We start from the raw sequence: 17983 nt of genomic DNA, 5'->3' as shown, positions 1-17983 counted from the left end.
CCTTTAAGGTTTTGGTATGGCTGTTCGCCATTGGTGCCATTCTGGTTTGGCTTCAGGATATAAGTAAAATGCTTGGCCTTGTTTAGCGATAGGCTGTAGCTGTTTTTGCTCTGGAGTGGCAAATGTAATTCCGCCTTTCATGATGCTATCTAACGTGCCTGCTTTTATATTTGCACCAGATAAACCGATGGATACATCGACGCCAGAAGTGTTCCAAAATACGCTATTGCTGCGAACCAGATAAGCGAACTCTTTTTGGATTTCAATGGTAAACATGACGCGGTCTGCAAAGTCTCCTAGAGCAACATGGGTTACTTTGCCCACTTCCATTTCACGGTAGAGAACCGGGCTATCTTCAGTCACTGATCCTCGTGTTTCACTTTGTAAGGTGAATTCAATACCGAGTGCTTGTTGTGGCTGTTTTTCTAGTTCAAATTGATACTGCACATCGCCAAACCCAGGTTGGACCTCAATGCTGGAACTGAGTAAGTTTTGCAGATTTTCAACACCATTGAAGCCAATCTTAGTTTTCGCTACCCAAAAGTGAGAGCCATTTCTGGCAATGCCTAATGCGTAGCTAGGCTCAATTCTCGCTTGGAGTGTAACTTGGTTTGTCTTGAAATCGGGTGTTACAGAAACAACCTCTCCCACAGTGATATTGTTATATTTGATGGATGTTCCTAGCGTAATGCCAAAGGATGAATCGGCCGTTAAGATGATTTCTTGGCCCGCCTTACGTGCTTGATCGTAGCTGTCATAGAGCTTCCACAAATTCTGATCTTTGTTATCAATGCCTTGCAACGAATCAAATGCAATGCCTCCTTGAATTAAAGTTTTTAAAGGAGCGGCTTTGACTTTTACGCCTGCAAGTGTTGCATTAATTTCGACGCCAGAACGGTTCCAAAAAACAGTTTGATTCGTAATCAGATGGCGATATTGATTCTCTATTTTGACCTCGATTTTCACACCTTCTTTCGTGAGCTTAAAGCCAAAAACACTGCCTACTTGAAGATTACGGTATAGGAGCGGGCTGCCCGGATTGATGGGAGGAAGCTCGTCGGCAAAAAGAGTCAGTGTCTGTGAGCCGCTTTGATTATATTTTGCAAGCTCAGCTAAGGATTTACTTTGATATAGCGGGTACTCATTACTCGCATTTTCAGCGCCTTCGCTGATGAAACTGATTGAGCCGGCGAGCAGTTGTTTGGCAGGAGGGATCGAAACATTAAGGCCTGATTCGGTGAGCTCTGCGGTGGCAGAGCCTGTAATGTAAAAACGATTCTGTGAGCGTATGAGTGATGAGTACTCTTCATCAATCAGCGTATTGAGCACAACACTGTCTTGCTGCAACTTTACGTCAATTACTGAACCTACCGCGATACCTCGATACAAAATCTGGCTGCCCACATCTAAGCCATATGAGCTTTCAGCTGTAAGTTTGATAGCAATCGATTTTGCTTGTGACTGATTAAATTCAAATTGGCGAATTGCAGTGAAACTTCTGGCCTTTTCGCCCTTGCCAGGAATGAGTGTCAAGTAATTCCCTTTGATCAAATTACCGATGTTCTCAACTCCAGAGAGTGAGACTTTGGCTTCTTCCAACACAAAACGGCTTCCCGAATTGAGCATATCACTAAAAGCCGGTTGGATAGCGGCAGAGGCGATGATCTGTTGGTGACTTTTACTGAGCTGCAATTCCGTGATTTGGCCGACTTCTATTCCTCGGTAAATGATGGGGGCACCGGTTTGGTTAATATTATGCTGATCGGGTAGGGTGATTTTCACAGGGATACCACGCCCTGCGGTTTTTAAATCGCGATAGAGACTAAATTGAGTATTTTGTTCAACAGGCTCCCCACCGTCCGGTGAATCGACGGCAATTGAACCACCGATTAATGCACTTAAACTTTCTAAGCGGACGTCAACACCTTCAAAGCCAATGCTTGCACCAACACCGCTGACATTCCAAAAACGGCTTTCATTGGTAATAATGTGGCGATACTCGTCTTTTATCGAGGCTTGAATGAGTACCGACTTTGCATCGTCATCGAGTTTGTAGTTAAACACTTCACCAATCGGAATTTTTTTATAGACGATTTGTGAGCCAACAGAAATACCTCCGAGATCGCGAGCCTTTAGCGAAATGATAAGCCCTTGATTAGGCAGTAGATCAGAAGGTGCACCATCTAAAGCACTAAACACTTTATCGTGTTCAGCTGAACTATTTTCGTTACCCGGTTGAATCGCAATATAGTTTCCTGAAACCAACGCATCTAAACCTGAAACGCCAGATAAACTGGCCGTTGGCTTCACTAACCAAAAGCGGGTATTGTCATTGAGTAACTGAGTAGCTTCTGGATAAATATCGGCTTCCACATAGATGTTTTCTAATCCTTCGGACAGTTTAATATCTCTTACCATGCCGACTTCGAGCCCTTGGTAGCGAATTGTTGTTCGCCCTGCGACTAAGCCTTGTGCGTCCGAAAAATAGATCTGGATTCGTTCGCCAGCATCGTGAATGGCTTTAACGACTAACCAACCTGCGAGCGCCATGGTGAGTATGGGCAGTATCCACAAAGGTGAGATGCCCCTGTTTCGCTTAACATCGGGAGTGTATGAGGGCTGGCTTGAAATTTGTTTACTCATGTGAAGGCTCGTTTTGGTCTGCGATTTCTGGGTAATTATCCCAGATGAGTCTTGGGTCCATACTTTCCGTGGCGAGCATGGTGAGTACAACCACCAAGCCAAAGGCAACGGCTCCATAACCGGGAGTGAAGTCGAGAATTTGACCGCGATCAACCAGTGTCAACATAATTGAGATGACAAACAGATCCATTACCGACCATTTGCCGATCCATTTAATCGCGAAATAAATGTTCATTCTCTGACGGTGGTAAACCGTTCGCTTAAATTTAATCGCCAGTAATAGATAGGTCAGGCCGAATATTTTTACAATAGGCACGATTATACTGGCCACAAAAATGATGATTGCAATTCCGACCATACCACTATTAATCAGTGACGCAACACCAGAGAAGATGGTGTCTTCTAATCGCTGTCCGTTGGTAATTAAAATCGATATTGGAATCAGGTTCGCGGGGAAAATAGCGACACTTGCTGCAATTAAATAGGCCCAAGTTCGTTGTATCGAGTTGGGTTTCCGGTGATATAATTTTTGCGCGCAACGCACGCAGTGCGTATTTTCTGGTTGTGAAAGATGGCAATGGTGGCAATGCACCTCTTTACGCTCGAAGGCATATTGATTCTCTGGCTGCCACGCTTGCCAATAGCGCCTTACGCTAACTCGAGTCGCTAACAATACGGTTGCCAGTTGCAGCAAGACTAAACCATACAACCCCACACCGATAAAAATGTCCGAATAATCTTGAAGTTTAAAACAAGATACCGCCACGCTGACTAAAAAAACATCGAGCATTACCCACGCTTTTAATCGCTGAATAATGATCAGTGAGCCACGCAGTAGATGAAACCATCGATAACGCAAGGCGATATGAGCGGTCACTACGGAACCACACACTAAAAGTGGCGCAATAGAGCTGCAAAATAGCACCAATAAAGCGAGCGCTCCAAAGCCCTCTTCAGCCAGCGCAAAGACACCGGATGGCAAGGTGGCGGGGATCATCACCCCAACCAAGCGAATACTGATGAATTCAAAAAAATGAGAGGGGATAAACAGTAACAAGCAAGTGATGGCGACGGCTAAATCCCCAGATAAAGAGGGAGATCCACCGCGGTACAGTTGGGTACCGCAGCGTGGACAATAGGCACTTTTTCCATGCTCAACCTCGACGAGATCAACGGCCAATTCACAGCCGTGACACAACCTCACGCCGTTAGGTGATTGTGGATGTTGAATAAGCGCTGAATGTTGAGACAAACAATCATCCTAATTTATTGTTACCCAATCACTAAACGTACGATTGGAGATTTCCATAAAGGGTCTGATATAACCCATCTTGCTCGACTAATTCTCGATGCGTACCCATTTGGCTAACTTGACCATCTTCCAGCACGTAAATTATATCGGCTTGTTTCACTGCCGAAAGGCGGTGCGCAACAATTAAAGTAGTTCGACCTTTCAAAAATCCAGTCAGAGCATTGTGCAATGCCGCTTCAGTTACCGTATCTAACGCGGATGTTGCTTCATCCAAAATAACAAATTTAGGATTGCTCAGTACCATCCGAGCGATGGCTAAACGTTGACGTTGTCCGCCCGACAAGCGAATACCATTTCGGCCAACTAGCGTTTCTAAACCGTCACTGAGATTCGCAGTCACATCATCCAGTTGTGCAATATGCAGCGCTTGCCATAATTCCTCTTCTGCATATTGACCGCCGAGGGTCAAATTATGCCTTAAGGTGTCGTTGAATAGTATAGGTTGTTGTAATACCACGGCAATGTTATCGCGAATAATATCAAAACTTATCTCTTCAGTGGTCGCACCATTAAAACGGATCTGCCCGGAATTGGGTTGATACACACCAATTAACAGTTGGATCAACGTGGATTTCCCACCACCACTTGCGCCAACCAACGCAACTTTTTTACCCGCCGGAATCGTGAGCGAGAGATCGTTGAGCACACTCTTTTCACTATCGTAGGCAAAATTAACGTGAGAAACCTCAACATCGACCTGGCGGTTATCTGTGAATGGGTTAATTTTGCAAATAGGGCGAGGCTCTTCCTCCAGTGCAAGCAGATCATTAATGCGATGGAAGGCCGCCTTTGCACTGTACCAAGAAAATTGAATACTCAGCAGTTCTTGCACTGGGCCTAACATAAACCACAAATAACCGAAAACGGCGAAAATTTGCCCTATGGTCAAGTCGCTAAAGACCACCATCAGCATCGCGACCGCTCTAAATAGCTCAAAACCAAGTAAAAACAGGAGAAATGAGACGCGCCCTGCAGCCTCTGATTGCCATGCATATTTGTCTGCATTCTCTCGGACTTGGTTGGCTTGCTGTTTGAGTTCATTGAGAAACTCTCGCTCTTTATTAGCGGCACGCAATTGATAAATGCCATCTAATGTTTCGACTAGCCGATTTTGAAAGCGTTCATACGCTTGGTTTTCTCGCTTTTTCAGATGTTTGACTTTGCTTCCGAGTTTACGTGAAAAGTAAATCACAATCGGGTTGACCAATAAAATAAACAGCCCTAAACGCCACTCAAGCCAGAGTAGAACACCCGCTGTGCCTAACACGGTCAGTAGGCTGATGATAAATTTACTGAGTGTGCTACCTATGAATTGATCAATGGTTTCGATGTCGGTGATTAAGTGAGCATTAATACCACCACTGCCTTTGGTTTCGTACTGCCTGATGCTTATCCGTCCTAATTTATCAATCATTTTGCAGCGCATTTGGTAGGTGATGGTTTTGGACACCAAAGTAAATTGACGGCTTTGAAGTATGTTGAGCGCTTGGCTGACGCTACGCATCAAGACCACTAGCAATAACGTGAGCGCAATATAGCCTGTTGGGTTTTGCATCGACGTCGGTAGAATAGTATTCATCATCGCCAAACCAGAAGCGGGTTTATTCAGCAGAACTTCGTCGACCATTAATGGCATTAATAGTGGAATAGGGACACTAACCAGCGTTGCAATAACCGCGATCGCATTGGCAAATAGAAGTGTAGGTCGATGTTTTTTTACTTGTTTTATTACCCAAGAGCGGCTAATAGTGTCATTGGAATTAGTCATTATGATGAGAATGCATCCTATTTATCGTGTGAGAAATTGTACGCTGTTCAAAAATAGATGTCTTCCGTTTTCAAAAGGTCGTTGAGTTTATATGAACATAGAAGAATACCGCCGTCTTACCAAGCAGGCGGTGGCACTGGTTGAATCTGAAACGGATTTAATCGCTAATCTTGCCAATTTGAGCGCCTTATTTAACATGGAGCTTGAAAATCTTAACTGGGTGGGTTTTTACCTAATAAAAGAAGAGCAACTGGTTCTCGGTCCCTTTCAAGGAAAACCAGCTTGTGTACGCATCCCCTTAGGAAAAGGTGTGTGTGGTACTGCGGCGGCGACTAACCGTATACAACGTGTTTATGATGTCCATGAGTTTGCTGGTCACATTGCTTGCGATGCTGCGAGCAATTCTGAGTTGGTGGTGCCATTTTCTATCAATGGTCAAGTGGTGGGAGTATTGGATATCGATAGCCCAACAATTGGCCGTTTTTCTGAAATTGATGAGAAAGGGATGGCAGAATTAATGATTGAGATAGAAAAGCTGCTCAATTCACACGCTAACAAGGCATAAATTGGTCATTGCCTGTGGTTTTTCGCATTTAGGTCACTATAATACCGAACATATTTATCTTAATGCCTCGCGGAAAGACCGCATAAACCAGGAATCCTCATGGAAAACACTGAAAAGTTAAAAAACAGCAAAGAAGTTATTGCGTACATTGCTGAATGTTTCCCTAAGTGCTTTACTTTAGAAGGTGAAGCAAAGCCTTTGAAAATTGGTATTTTTCAAGATCTTGCTGAACGCCTAAACGAAGACTCAAAAGTAAGTAAAACACAGCTGCGTGCTGCGTTAAGACAATACACGTCGTCATGGCGTTATCTACATGGTGTTAAACTAGGTGCAACTCGTGTTGACCTTGATGGCAACCCATGTGGAGAGTTAGAAGAAGAACATGTAGAGCACGCACAAGCCGCATTGGCAGAAAGTAAAGCTCGAGTACAGGCTCGTCGTAAAGAGCAAGGACAAAAAGCACGCGAAGAGGCAAAAGCGAAGCAGCCAAAAGCGAAAAAGCCTCAAGCACAAGCTCGTCGTCCTCAAGCGAAAGCGCCAAAATCTGAAAAACCTGTCGAGACGCGCGCTTTAAATGCTGATGAAATGATCACTGGCAAACAAGTGAACGTAAACATGGGTAAAGGAAACATGGCTGCGACCATTGTTGAAGTTAATAAGGAAGATGTGCGCGTTCAACTTGTCAACGGCCTACAAATGGTTGTGAAAGCGGAGCACTTGCGCGCATAAAGGAGAAATTCCTACGCATGAAATGCCGTTCAAAATTAACGTTGATCGCTGCTGGCCTATGGCTAGCAGCGTCATCCGTTCAGGCCTTAGAAGCCACTCTTAGCAAAGAAGATTTACCTCTTCTTGCCCCAGAAATGCAGCATGAAACGGCGAGTAAGCGTGTGACTTCCCGTTTTACTCGTTCTCATTACAAACACTTCAACTTGAATGACGATTTCTCGCAAGCTATCTTCAATCGTTATCTCGAACTGCTCGATTACAACCGCAATATCTTTACTCAGAGCGATATTGATTCCTTTCATACGTGGTCGACACAACTTGATGATCAACTCAAGGCTGGCAATAACCAAATTGCATTTGATGTTTATAACTTATCAATGCAAAAGCGCTTTGAGCGTTTTCAATATGCGCTTTCTCTGCTCGACAAAGAAATTACATTTGAAGCCGATGAATCGATGGAACTTGATCGCTCAAAAGCAGCTTGGCCGAAAGATAAAACCGAGCTCGATAAGTTATGGCAGCAACGTGTCAAATATGATGCACTGAACTTAAAGCTTACGGGTAAAGAGTGGCCGGAAATTAAAGAAACGCTAGGCAAGCGTTATAATAACGCGATCAAACGTCTGTCTCAGACCCACAGCGAAGATGTATTTCAGCTTTATATGAATGCTTTTGCGCGTGAAGTTGATCCGCATACTAGTTATCTCTCTCCACGTAATGCCGAGCAGTTCCAATCAGAAATGAATCTTTCATTGGAAGGGATTGGTGCTGTACTGCAAATGACCGACGACTACACCATCATTCGTTCGTTAGTTGCGGGTGGTCCTGCCTCAAATAGCAAGCAGTTGGGTGAAGGCGATCGTATTATTGGTGTGGGCCAAGATGGCAAAGAGATGGTTGATGTTATCGGCTGGCGTTTAGATGATGTCGTACAACTGATCAAAGGCCCGAAAGGCACTAAGGTGAAGTTGCAAGTTTTGCCGGAAGGTAAAGACGCTAAAAGTCACGTTGTCACTATTGTTCGAGACAAAATTCGTTTAGAAGATCGAGCGGTTAAATCAAAAATCATCGAGAAAAATGGCAAGAAAATCGGCGTGCTTGAAGTCCCTAGCTTCTATGTCGGTTTAGCGCAAGACACGGACAAATTGCTGACTGAACTGAAGCAGAAAAAAGTGGATGGCGTGATCGTCGATTTGCGTAATAACGGTGGGGGTGCATTAACGGAAGCGACGGCATTATCCGGCTTATTTATTGAAAGCGGTCCGGTTGTGCAAGTTCGCGATAGCTATGGACGAGTAAACGTTAATAGTGACACGGATGGAAAAATCAGTTATCAGGGTCCTATGACGGTATTGGTGAATCGCTACAGCGCATCAGCCTCAGAAATTTTTGCAGCGGCAATGCAAGATTATGGACGAGCGATCATTGTTGGCGAAAACTCATTCGGTAAGGGAACGGTTCAACAGCATCGCTCGTTGAATCATATCTACGACTTGTTTGATAAAGAATTAGGCTACGTTCAATATACGATTCAGAAATTTTATCGTATTGATGGTGGTAGTACGCAGAATAAAGGTGTGGTGCCTGATATTGCGTTACCCACTGCGATTGAAGCAAAAGATACCGGTGAGAGCGTTGAACCTAATGCGCTTCCTTGGGATCAAATTGAGCGAGCTAAATACGACAAGTTACAAGCTAATGAAAAACTGATTGCTAAGTTATCTGCGCAGCATCAAGCTCGTATTGCCAACGATATGGAGTTCGGCTTCATTAACGAGGATATTGCAAAGTATAAAGCGGAGAAAGATGACAACACAATTTCTCTCAATGAATCTGTGCGTAAGCAAGAAAGTGACAAGGCAGATGAATTGCGTTTGGCGCGGATTAACATGCGACAAGCCGCCAATGGTTTGAAGCCCTATAAAACCTTGCAAGATGTGCCTAAAGATTATGAAGCTCCAGATGTTTATTTAGAAGAAGCAGTGGCGATCACTGTTGATATGCTAAATTAGCAACCAGTATCAATGAAAAGCGAGCCTTAGTGCTCGCTTTTTTGATCTTATTTAAACCAAATAAATAACGTGATACAGATCAAACATTTCGCTTTATCGTACAACCGGTTCTAAGCTTAAGAAAAAAGCGAGGAGCGTGTTATGAAATGGATAAGCATCATTTTTACCTGCATTGTTCTTATCAGCACCAGTGCGGCACAAAGTCAAAGTAGTGGTACGCAGACTCATCAAGACTTAACTCAGTTTGATCTCCCTTTTTTACTTGGTGATTGGTACCTACTTAACCCCAATCCTGACACTTCTTCCGATGATTTTCGTTCTATTAAACTGACCTTAGAATCGAATTATCGTTTTAAGATCGATATTCAAAAGAAAAATTACAATGTGGATCACTGGGAAGGTGAATTTGACGCTAGCGATAACAGCTTGATTTTGGGGCTTAATTCATCGCAACCTCAAGTTTATCAATACCAAGTGAACCACAACATGCTCAACTTAAACGGCATTATGTTCACTAAAGCTTTACCAAATGCGTTGGCAGGGGTGTGGTCTAGCAAACGAATATTTGGTGAAGATGCGATAGCAACCGACATTAGCCAACTTGATCTCGTTTTACAGCCGGATTTTGTCTTTATGTTCAGAGTGAGTGGTGCCAATGGTAACGAATCGATCCATAAGGGGGTGTACTACACAGAAGGTGATCATTTGGTGCTCCTTTATGAAGACGGAGAACATGATACCCGCTATACGCTTGTTAGTGATATGTTAACTTTAGAAGTGGAGAATGGTTCCATGTCGGCTGTTTTAGCGCGAGTAAATCCGTAGTCTTGCAATCTTCTATCATAAGAAAGGCAATGAGTGAAATCTGTTGATATATGGGTAAATTGTCAGCGAAATAACGGGGTATTTGTCTTAAATGCCTCGTTTTTCGGTTTGAGGGGTTGTTATTAATGATAACAAGCCTTAGATCTATAGCCATCTTACTGAATGTTTATCAAAAACGTCACATTTCACTCCGTCAACAAGGATTACGACATGGCTCATACACCCCAAGCCAAGTATCGCAAAGATTATCAATCTCCATCACATACCATTACGGATCTAGAATTAACATTCGATCTCTTTGATACCAACACCACAGTGACTGCCGTTTCTCACGTTAAGCAGCAAAAAGAGAATAACCAATTGGTGCTGGATGGTGAAAACCTTGAGCTGAAATCGCTCAAAGTGAATGGCACCGAATGGCAAGATTTTCAGCTGCTTGAAAGCGGGCTCTCGATCTCATCATTACCTCAAGAGTTTGAATTGGAGATCGTGACACTGATTAACCCTGAAGCGAATACCGCACTAGAAGGGTTATACAAATCGGGTGGTGCGTTCTGTACTCAGTGTGAAGCAGAAGGTTTCCGTCGCATCACTTATTTCCTCGATCGTCCAGACGTTCTTGCAAAATACACAACGACCGTGATTGCTGACAAAAAAGATTACCCATTTTTATTAAGTAACGGTAACCGTATCGAACATGGCGATCTTACAGAAGGGCGTCATTGGGTGAAGTGGCAAGATCCACATCCGAAACCTGCTTACTTATTTGCTCTCGTTGCGGGTGATTTTGACGTATTACGTGATCAATATAAAACCAAGTCCGGCCGTGATGTTGCCCTCGAGATTTTTGTTGATAAAGGTAACCTCGACCGAGCTTCTCATGCGATGACATCACTTATCAACGCAATGAAGTGGGACGAAGAACGCTTCGGCTTAGAGTATGATCTCGACATCTACATGATCGTTGCCGTTGACTTTTTCAACATGGGTGCGATGGAGAATAAAGGGCTCAACATTTTTAACTCTAAGTTTGTGCTAGCCAATGAAAAAACCGCTACCGATACTGATTATTTAGGTATTGAAGCGGTGATTGGCCACGAATATTTCCATAACTGGACTGGTAACCGCGTCACTTGTCGTGATTGGTTCCAATTAAGCTTAAAAGAAGGCCTAACGGTATTCCGTGACCAAGAATTTTCGTCTGATTTAGGGTCGAGAGCCGTGAATCGCATTAATAATGTGCGCATTATTCGCGGGCCACAATTTGCGGAAGATGCCAGCCCAATGTCACACCCAATTCGTCCCGATAAAGTGATAGAAATGAATAACTTCTATACATTAACTGTCTATGAAAAAGGCAGTGAAGTGATTCGTATGATACATACGTTATTGGGTGAAACGAATTTCCAAAAAGGGATGAAGCTCTATTTTGAGCGTCATGACGGCACTGCCGCTACCTGCGAAGATTTCGTAGCAGCGATGGAAGATGCTTCTGGCGTCGATCTTACCCAATTCCGTTTATGGTATAGCCAATCTGGTACACCGATTGTTTCAGTGAGCACTGAATATGACGCACAACAGAAAACCTATGCCTTAACCGTAGAGCAAACAACCGAACCAACGCACGAGCAAAAAGAGAAAGCAGCGCTGCATATTCCTTTTGATGTTGAGTTATACACCGCTCATGGCGATGTAATTGAGTTACAATGTAACGGAAAGCGAATCTCTAATGTACTGAACGTAACACAGGCTAAGCAGACCTTCGTGTTTGAAAATGTGCCAGAGAAACCGATCCCTTCCTTGTTGCGCGAATTTTCAGCACCAGTGAAACTGGAGTATGACTACAGTGATGATGAGCTGATCTTCTTGATGGTCAATGCTCGTAACGAATTTGCTCGCTGGGATGCAGGCCAAATGTTGTTAGCCAAATATATCCGTAGCAATGTGTTTGGAGTGCAGTCGGGTAAGGCGGCGGATTTGCCTGAATCGGTAGTTGATGCATTCCGTGGTGTGTTACTGAGTGAGGCTCTAGAGCCTGCTTTTATTGCGGAAATGCTCTCATTACCTAGCCATAATGAGGTTTCAGGTTGGTATAAACGTGTGGATGTTGATGCAATAGCGACCGTACTTAAAGCGATGAAAGTACAGCTTGCTAACGCATTGCAAGACGAGCTCAATGCGGTTTACCACAGTTTAAAACAGACAGAATACAGCATTGAACACAGTGCAATTGGTGAACGAGCATTGCGCAATACTTGCCTTGCTTATTTAGCTTATACCGACCAAGGCAATGACTTGGTGCTGGCTCAGTATCACAGTGCCAACAACATGACTGACACCATCGCCGCTATGAGCGCTGCGAATAGTGCGCAGCTTATGTGCCGTCAAGCACTGATGGATGATTACAGCAATAAATGGAAACACGATGGATTGGTGATGGATAAATGGTTTGCACTGCAAGGGACTAACCCCGCGCCAAGTGTTTTGGATACCATTCAACAAACCATGAAACATGAAGCATTTAGCTTAAAAAATCCAAATCGTACTCGCAGTTTAATTGGTTCATTCCTCAGCGCAAACCCAGTTAATTTCCATGCAAAATCGGGTGAGGGATACCGTTTTGTAGGGCAGATACTGCGTGAACTCAATGATAGTAACCCCCAAGTTGCGTCGCGTTTAATTGATCCTTTACTTAAATTCAGGCTCTACGATGAAACTCGTCAAGCAATGATGAAATTGGAGTTGGAGACTTTGAAGTCAATGGATAATTTAGCTCGGGATCTCTTTGAAAAAGTAACAAAAGCGCTCGAATCTTAAGGAGCTTAACTCTACTAAGAGCGAGGTGATAGATACGTCTCCTCGCTCTATTTTGGTTAACGGCTATGAAGCAATACTATTTTACTCTTAATATTTCTTATCAAGTTTACTTAGCGCACTATTCTGGCGTAGCAAGCTCTGTACAAGTCTACACAGATCAAGGTCTACGCCTTCAGCTACCCGCGTCTCGATTTCGTCCATTTCTTAGCCAAATTGGAATAAAAGGTCGATTTCGGCTGACAACTGACCAAAATAACAAGTTTGTAAAGTTAGAAACTCTGTGAGCCGCTGATTTTCTAGATATTTAAATAGGAATCTTAATCACATTCTCAAACATTTCACCTCAGACCTGCCCTAAAACTGTTAACTATTTGTCAATAAAGCTTTTACAATAAAGCAAGCATTACCAATGGTAAGCGCTATGCTTACCGCATACCCTACAAAAATAATAATCTTGGAGTCTACTATGACTGCGCGTGAAACTTTAGTGCCAGTTCTGCTTGAAAAAGTGTACAAACTGATTCAAGACAAACTCGATCTTACTCATCAACCGCTCGTGACCCAACTTGCTCAACATCTATTTAGTAACATTTCGAAAGATGATCTGACTGAACGTAATGAATCTGACTTATATGGTGCGATAGTTAGCCTATGGCACCATATTAACGAGAAAAACCCAGAGGAGCGTTCAGTACGGGTATTTAACCCTACAGTAAGCCGCCAAGGTTGGCAGTCAACGCACACGATTGTTGAAATAGTAATCCCTGATAGTCCGTTTCTTGTGGACTCCATTAAAATGGCACTCAGCCGTTTGGATTTATCGTCACACCTCATGCTCAATGGTCCAACGCAAATCTCGCGCACCGATAACGGTGTTATTACTTCGGTAAACCAAGGTGAGGGTGTTCTGCAATCTCTTTTTCATATTGAAGTCGACCGCCTTAGCAGCAAAGAAGCGATGACACAGTTGAAAAATGAGTTGCTTAGTATTCTGAGCGATACAGCTTTAGTGGTGCAAGACTGGCAACCAATGTCAGAAAAACTGGTGCAAGTGATTGCGCAATTGGAGACACAAAAAGAGTTCATTCCTGTAGAAAGTGATCGTTACGAAGAAACCATCAAATTCTTAAAGTGGATGGGAAATCATAATTTCACTTTCATGGGGTACAAAGAATACGACCTCGTGACGGTCGAAGGCGATACTGAACTGAGACCAACAGCAGAAAAAGGGTTAGGTTTATTTTCTGATTCAAAACGTGTGCGCAGCGTAAAATTATCTGACTTTCCTGATTCTGCGCGCCTTGAAGCCAAAAAGCCTTTTTTATTGATTGTCACTAAAGGCAATACCCAATCACGTATCCACCGCCCAGCTTATACCGATTATATCGGCGTTAAAAAGTTCGACAAGGCAGGTAAAGTGATCGGTGAACATCGTTTCACTGGTCTATATACCTCGGCGGTGTATAACCAAAGTGTCGAAACTATTCCGCTGATCCGCGAAAAAGTAGAACGTATCCTAAAAGCCAGCGGTTATCGTGCAGGCTCGTATTCCTATAAAGCGCTGCACAATATTCTAGAAAACTATCCTCGTGATGAGTTACTGCAAGCACGTGAAGAAGAGATGTTAGAAGTTGGGATGGGCGTAGTGCAAATGCAAGATAGGGATTTGCTGCGTCTGTTTGTTCGTAAAGACCCGTTTGGTCGTTTCTTCAGCTGCATGGTCTATGTGACCAAAGAGCGCTATAACACCGAGCTTCGCCGCCAAACGCAACGAATTTTCAAACAGTACTTTGGTTGTGAGCAAGATGTTGAGTTCACCACTTATTTTTCAGAAAGCCCATTGGCAAGAACACACTACATCGTACGTGTTGATAATAACAACATGGATGTCGATGTAAAAACGGTAGAGCAAAATTTAATGGAAGCATCATCAACTTGGGATGATCGTTTATCAGATGCGATCGTAGCAAACTTTGGAGAGAGTAAAGGGCTGCCATTATCGAAAGAATACATGCGTGCATTCCCTCGCTCTTACAAAGAAGACATGATGCCGGGTTCAGCGGTGGATGATATCCAGCGATTGGAAGCCTTAGATGAAGAGCACAAACTCGGCATGTTGTTCTATCGCCCACAAGAAGAAGCGGCCGATTCAAAAGCGGTGCGGTTAAAACTCTATCACCGTGACGAGCCAATCCATCTTTCTGATGTGATGCCGATGTTGGAAAACTTAGGGCTGAGGGTGATCGGAGAGTCACCTTATGAAGTACGCAAGTTAAATGGACAAACGTATTGGATCTTAGATTTCTCAATGCTGCATAAGAGCGATAAGAGTGTCGATCTTCGAGAAGCGAGAGATCGTTTTCAACAAGCATTTGCGGCTATTTGGGCTGGTGAATTAGAGAGTGATGGCTTCAACCGACTAGTACTCGGTGCTTCATTAACTGGGCGCGAAGTCTCGATTCTTCGTGCTTATGCGCGTTACATGCGCCAAGTGGGTTTCCCATTCAGTCAACAATATATTGAAGATACACTCAGCCATTATCCAGATGTAGCAAAAGGGCTGGTGGAACTATTCTTAAAGCGGTTTGATCCTAAACACAAAGGGGCTCAAAAAGGGCAAACGGATCTTATTAACGCTATTACTGAAGAGTTAGATCGTGTTGATAGCTTGGATGATGATCGTATTATTCGTCGTTATATGGAGATGATCAGTGCAACGATCCGTACTAACTACTTCCAGCTGGATGAAAACAATCAGATCAAACCCTGGCTTTCTTTAAAAATGAAACCGAAAGAGATTTCTGAAATTCCAGCTCCTGTGCCGGCTTTCGAAATCTTCGTTTATGCGCCTGATATTGAAGGTGTTCATTTACGTGGTGGTAAAGTAGCACGTGGCGGATTACGTTGGTCTGATCGCCAAGAAGATTTCCGTACCGAGATTCTAGGGTTAGTGAAAGCGCAACAGGTAAAAAATACCGTTATTGTTCCTGTGGGAGCAAAAGGTGGTTTTGTGTGTAAGAAACAGCACATGTTTACCACGCGTGATGAGATCTTTGCCGAGGGACAACGCTGCTATAAACGTTTTATTCGTGCATTACTCGATGTTTCCGACAATATTATTGAAGGTGAAGTCGTTCCACCTAAGAATGTCGTTCGTCATGATGAAGATGACCCTTACTTAGTTGTAGCCGCGGATAAAGGGACAGCAACATTTTCCGATTTGGCTAACTCAGTGTCAGCAGAATACAATTTCTGGCTAGGTGACGCTTTTGCTTCTGGTGGTTCAAATGGTTACGACCATAAAGCCATGGGGATTACAGCAAAAGGGGGATGGGAGTCAGTCAAGCGCCACTTCCGTGAGATGGGCATTAACTGCCAAACCACAGATTTCACAGCGATTGGCATCGGCGATATGGCTGGAGATGTGTTCGGTAATGGTATGCTGCTGTCTAAACACATCTGTTTGCAAGCAGCGTTTAACCATTTGCATATTTTCATCGATCCAACACCAAATTCAGCAAAAAGTTGGGAAGAGCGCAATCGCTTATTCAACACGCCACGATCTAGCTGGGAAGATTACAACGCAAAGTTGATCTCAAAAGGTGGTGGCATCTTCTCTCGCAAAGCGAAATCGATCACCTTAACGCCTGAAATTCAAAAAATGATCGGCACTAAGAAGGCTTCTGTTGCGCCTAATGAGCTGATTAAAATGATCTTGAAAATGGAAGTGGATCTTTTGTGGAACGGCGGCATCGGCACCTATGTTAAATCATCGAAAGAGAGCCATTCTGATGTAGGTGACCGTGCTAACGATGCTCTAAGAATTGATGGACGCGATCTTCGTACAAAAGTGATCGGTGAAGGTGGTAACTTAGGTATGACTCAACTTGGACGTGTTGAGTATGCATTAACTGGTGGTCGTGTTAATACCGACTTTGTTGATAACGTTGGCGGCGTCGATTGCTCGGATAATGAAGTTAATATTAAGATCTTCTTGAATGGCTTGGTGGCGAATGGTGATCTTACCGTCAAACAACGTAATCAGATCTTAGAGTCGATGGAAGACGAAGTAGGAGGCATCGTTATTGAAGATGCTTACGCTCAATCTGAAGCTATTTCTGTCACTGAGCAACAGGGTGTATCGTTAGTTAAAGAGCAGATTCGTTTCATCCATGCTATGGAAAAAGCAGGGCACCTTGACCGAGCATTGGAATACATTCCAGATGATGAAACTTTGCTTGAGCGTGAGAAGCAGGGATTTGCATTAACCCGTCCGGAGCTATCGGTATTAGTGGCATACGGCAAAATGGTGTTGAAAGAGGAATTGGCTTGTGAAGAGATTTCTCACGATGAATTCCATTCACAGCAGTTGATCAACTATTTCCCTACTGAGTTACGTCGTAACTATTCTCAGCACATGCAACAGCATCCACTTCGTGCAGAGATCATTGCTACGGCTCTGGCCAACCAGATGGTGAACGAAATGGGATGTAATTTCGTGACCCGTCTGCAAGAAGAGACTGGTGCGAATGTTGTCGATATTGCCAATGCTTACACTGCGGCAAGAGAAATCTATGGTTTAGGCCGTGTTCTTGAGCAGGTTCGTTTACTCGACAATAAAGCAGAAGCCGATGCACAGTACGATGTGATTTTCTTAGTACGCCGAACCTTACGCCGCTTATCTCGTTGGTTGCTGCGTAATCGTTCAGGCAAACAATCGGTCAAAGATTTGATTGCGCTTTATCAAACTGACGTCAATGCCGTTTCCGCTGAACTAGACAATATGCTCGTTGCTGAAGAGGTTGCAGAGCATAATGCCATGGCTCAAGTCTGGATTGATAAAGGCATTAACTCAGAACTGGCGAATTACGTTGCTCGTTTATCAAGCCTGTACTCAGCACTGGATATATCCACAGTGGCACGTGATAAAGGTAAGACCGTTGCTCAGACAGCTAAGCTTTACTTTAACTTAGGTGATCGTTTATCACTGCACTGGTTCTTAAAACAGATTAACGGTCAAGCGGTGGATAACAACTGGCAAGCACTAGCTCGCGCTGCATTCCGTGAAGATTTAGACTGGCAGCAGCGTCAACTCACTGCGCAAGTATTGAATTGTACTTGTGCGCCAGAAGAACTCGATGTAATGAAAGCACTGGATGAATGGATTGCTAGTAATGAAGTGTCCTTAATGCGCTGGGAGAGTATCCTCAACGAATTTAAAGTTGGTGCAGTACATGAATTTGCAAAATTCTCAGTAGCATTAAGAGAATTAGTACTTTTAAATTTGAATTGTGCGGCAAATGAGTAAATAA

Annotated in this window: 10 protein-coding genes; 7 read left to right on the top strand and 3 right to left on the bottom strand. The window is 43.6% G+C overall.

Annotated elements, in window-relative coordinates; all coding sequences use genetic code 11:
- Positions 1–3: 3 nt before the first annotated feature.
- The 3 genes from DD616_RS11720 to DD616_RS11710 are packed head-to-tail and all read right to left on the bottom strand — an operon-like array spanning position 4 to position 5723.
- Positions 4–2643, bottom strand: a complete 2640-nt coding sequence (locus DD616_RS11720; RefSeq protein ID WP_094164289.1) for an MlaD family protein — start codon at positions 2641–2643, stop codon at positions 4–6.
- Positions 2636–3895 (bottom strand): paraquat-inducible protein A, encoded by a 1260-nt coding sequence (locus tag DD616_RS11715; RefSeq protein WP_013856919.1) that lies wholly within the window; start codon positions 3893–3895, stop codon positions 2636–2638. The genes DD616_RS11720 and DD616_RS11715 overlap by 8 nt, the downstream gene beginning before the upstream one ends.
- 31 nt (positions 3896–3926) lie before the next feature.
- Positions 3927–5723: an ABC transporter ATP-binding protein gene (locus tag DD616_RS11710; RefSeq protein ID WP_013856918.1), complete on the bottom strand. Its 1797-nt coding sequence runs from the start codon at positions 5721–5723 to the stop codon at positions 3927–3929.
- A gap of 91 nt (positions 5724–5814) precedes the next feature.
- On the opposite strand from DD616_RS11710, the gene msrC reads away from it, so the two are divergent.
- The 7 genes from msrC to DD616_RS11675 all read left to right on the top strand — a co-directional run bounded on the left by msrC (position 5815) and on the right by DD616_RS11675 (position 17979).
- Positions 5815–6288 carry a free L-methionine (R)-S-oxide reductase MsrC gene (msrC, locus tag DD616_RS11705; protein WP_013856917.1) on the top strand — a complete coding sequence of 158 codons (474 nt, stop codon included), beginning with the start codon at positions 5815–5817 and terminating at the stop codon, positions 6286–6288.
- 99 nt (positions 6289–6387) lie between these two features.
- Complete coding sequence (gene proQ / locus DD616_RS11700; protein ID WP_017047653.1) at positions 6388–7017, top strand: RNA chaperone ProQ; 630 nt, start codon at positions 6388–6390, stop codon at positions 7015–7017.
- 17 nt (positions 7018–7034) lie between these two features.
- Entirely contained in the window at positions 7035–9029 is a 1995-nt protein-coding gene (gene prc, locus DD616_RS11695) for a carboxy terminal-processing peptidase (RefSeq protein WP_017044693.1), read from the top strand.
- A gap of 141 nt (positions 9030–9170) precedes the next feature.
- Positions 9171–9854, top strand: a complete 684-nt coding sequence (locus DD616_RS11690) for a hypothetical protein (RefSeq protein ID WP_208871712.1) — start codon at positions 9171–9173, stop codon at positions 9852–9854.
- Positions 9855–10064: 210 nt separating this feature from the next.
- Positions 10065–12671: an aminopeptidase N gene (pepN, locus tag DD616_RS11685; protein WP_208871711.1), complete on the top strand. Its 2607-nt coding sequence runs from the start codon at positions 10065–10067 to the stop codon at positions 12669–12671.
- Positions 12672–12736: 65 nt separating this feature from the next.
- The gene (locus tag DD616_RS11680) at positions 12737–12955 is read left to right on the top strand and encodes a DUF2835 domain-containing protein (protein WP_208871710.1); all 219 of its coding nucleotides are present in this window, start codon (positions 12737–12739) and stop codon (positions 12953–12955) included.
- A 182-nt stretch (positions 12956–13137) separates the two neighbouring features.
- Positions 13138–17979, top strand: coding sequence for an NAD-glutamate dehydrogenase (locus tag DD616_RS11675; RefSeq protein ID WP_208871709.1), 4842 nt, complete (start codon positions 13138–13140; stop codon positions 17977–17979).
- Positions 17980–17983: the final 4 nt, after the last annotated feature.

It is taken from the genome of Vibrio anguillarum, from assembly GCF_003390515.1.
GTDB classification, from domain to species: Bacteria; Pseudomonadota; Gammaproteobacteria; order Enterobacterales; family Vibrionaceae; genus Vibrio; species Vibrio anguillarum.
Note: the sequence above shows the minus strand (reverse complement) of the source record. Positions and strands in the feature narration are given on the sequence as shown.

Excerpts from the sequence above, each read along its gene's own strand:
- DD616_RS11720 (WP_094164289.1), bottom strand. The coding sequence starts at position 2,643 with ATGAGTAAACAAATTTCAAGCCAGCCCTCATACACTCCCGATGTTAAG.
- DD616_RS11710 (WP_013856918.1), bottom strand. The coding sequence starts at position 5,723 with ATGACTAATTCCAATGACACTATTAGCCGCTCTTGGGTAATAAAACAA.
- msrC (WP_013856917.1), top strand. The coding sequence starts at position 5,815 with ATGAACATAGAAGAATACCGCCGTCTTACCAAGCAGGCGGTGGCACTG.
- proQ (WP_017047653.1), top strand. The coding sequence starts at position 6,388 with ATGGAAAACACTGAAAAGTTAAAAAACAGCAAAGAAGTTATTGCGTAC.
- prc (WP_017044693.1), top strand. The coding sequence starts at position 7,035 with ATGAAATGCCGTTCAAAATTAACGTTGATCGCTGCTGGCCTATGGCTA.
- DD616_RS11690 (WP_208871712.1), top strand. The coding sequence starts at position 9,171 with ATGAAATGGATAAGCATCATTTTTACCTGCATTGTTCTTATCAGCACC.
- pepN (WP_208871711.1), top strand. The coding sequence starts at position 10,065 with ATGGCTCATACACCCCAAGCCAAGTATCGCAAAGATTATCAATCTCCA.
- DD616_RS11680 (WP_208871710.1), top strand. The coding sequence starts at position 12,737 with ATGAAGCAATACTATTTTACTCTTAATATTTCTTATCAAGTTTACTTA.
- DD616_RS11675 (WP_208871709.1), top strand. The coding sequence starts at position 13,138 with ATGACTGCGCGTGAAACTTTAGTGCCAGTTCTGCTTGAAAAAGTGTAC.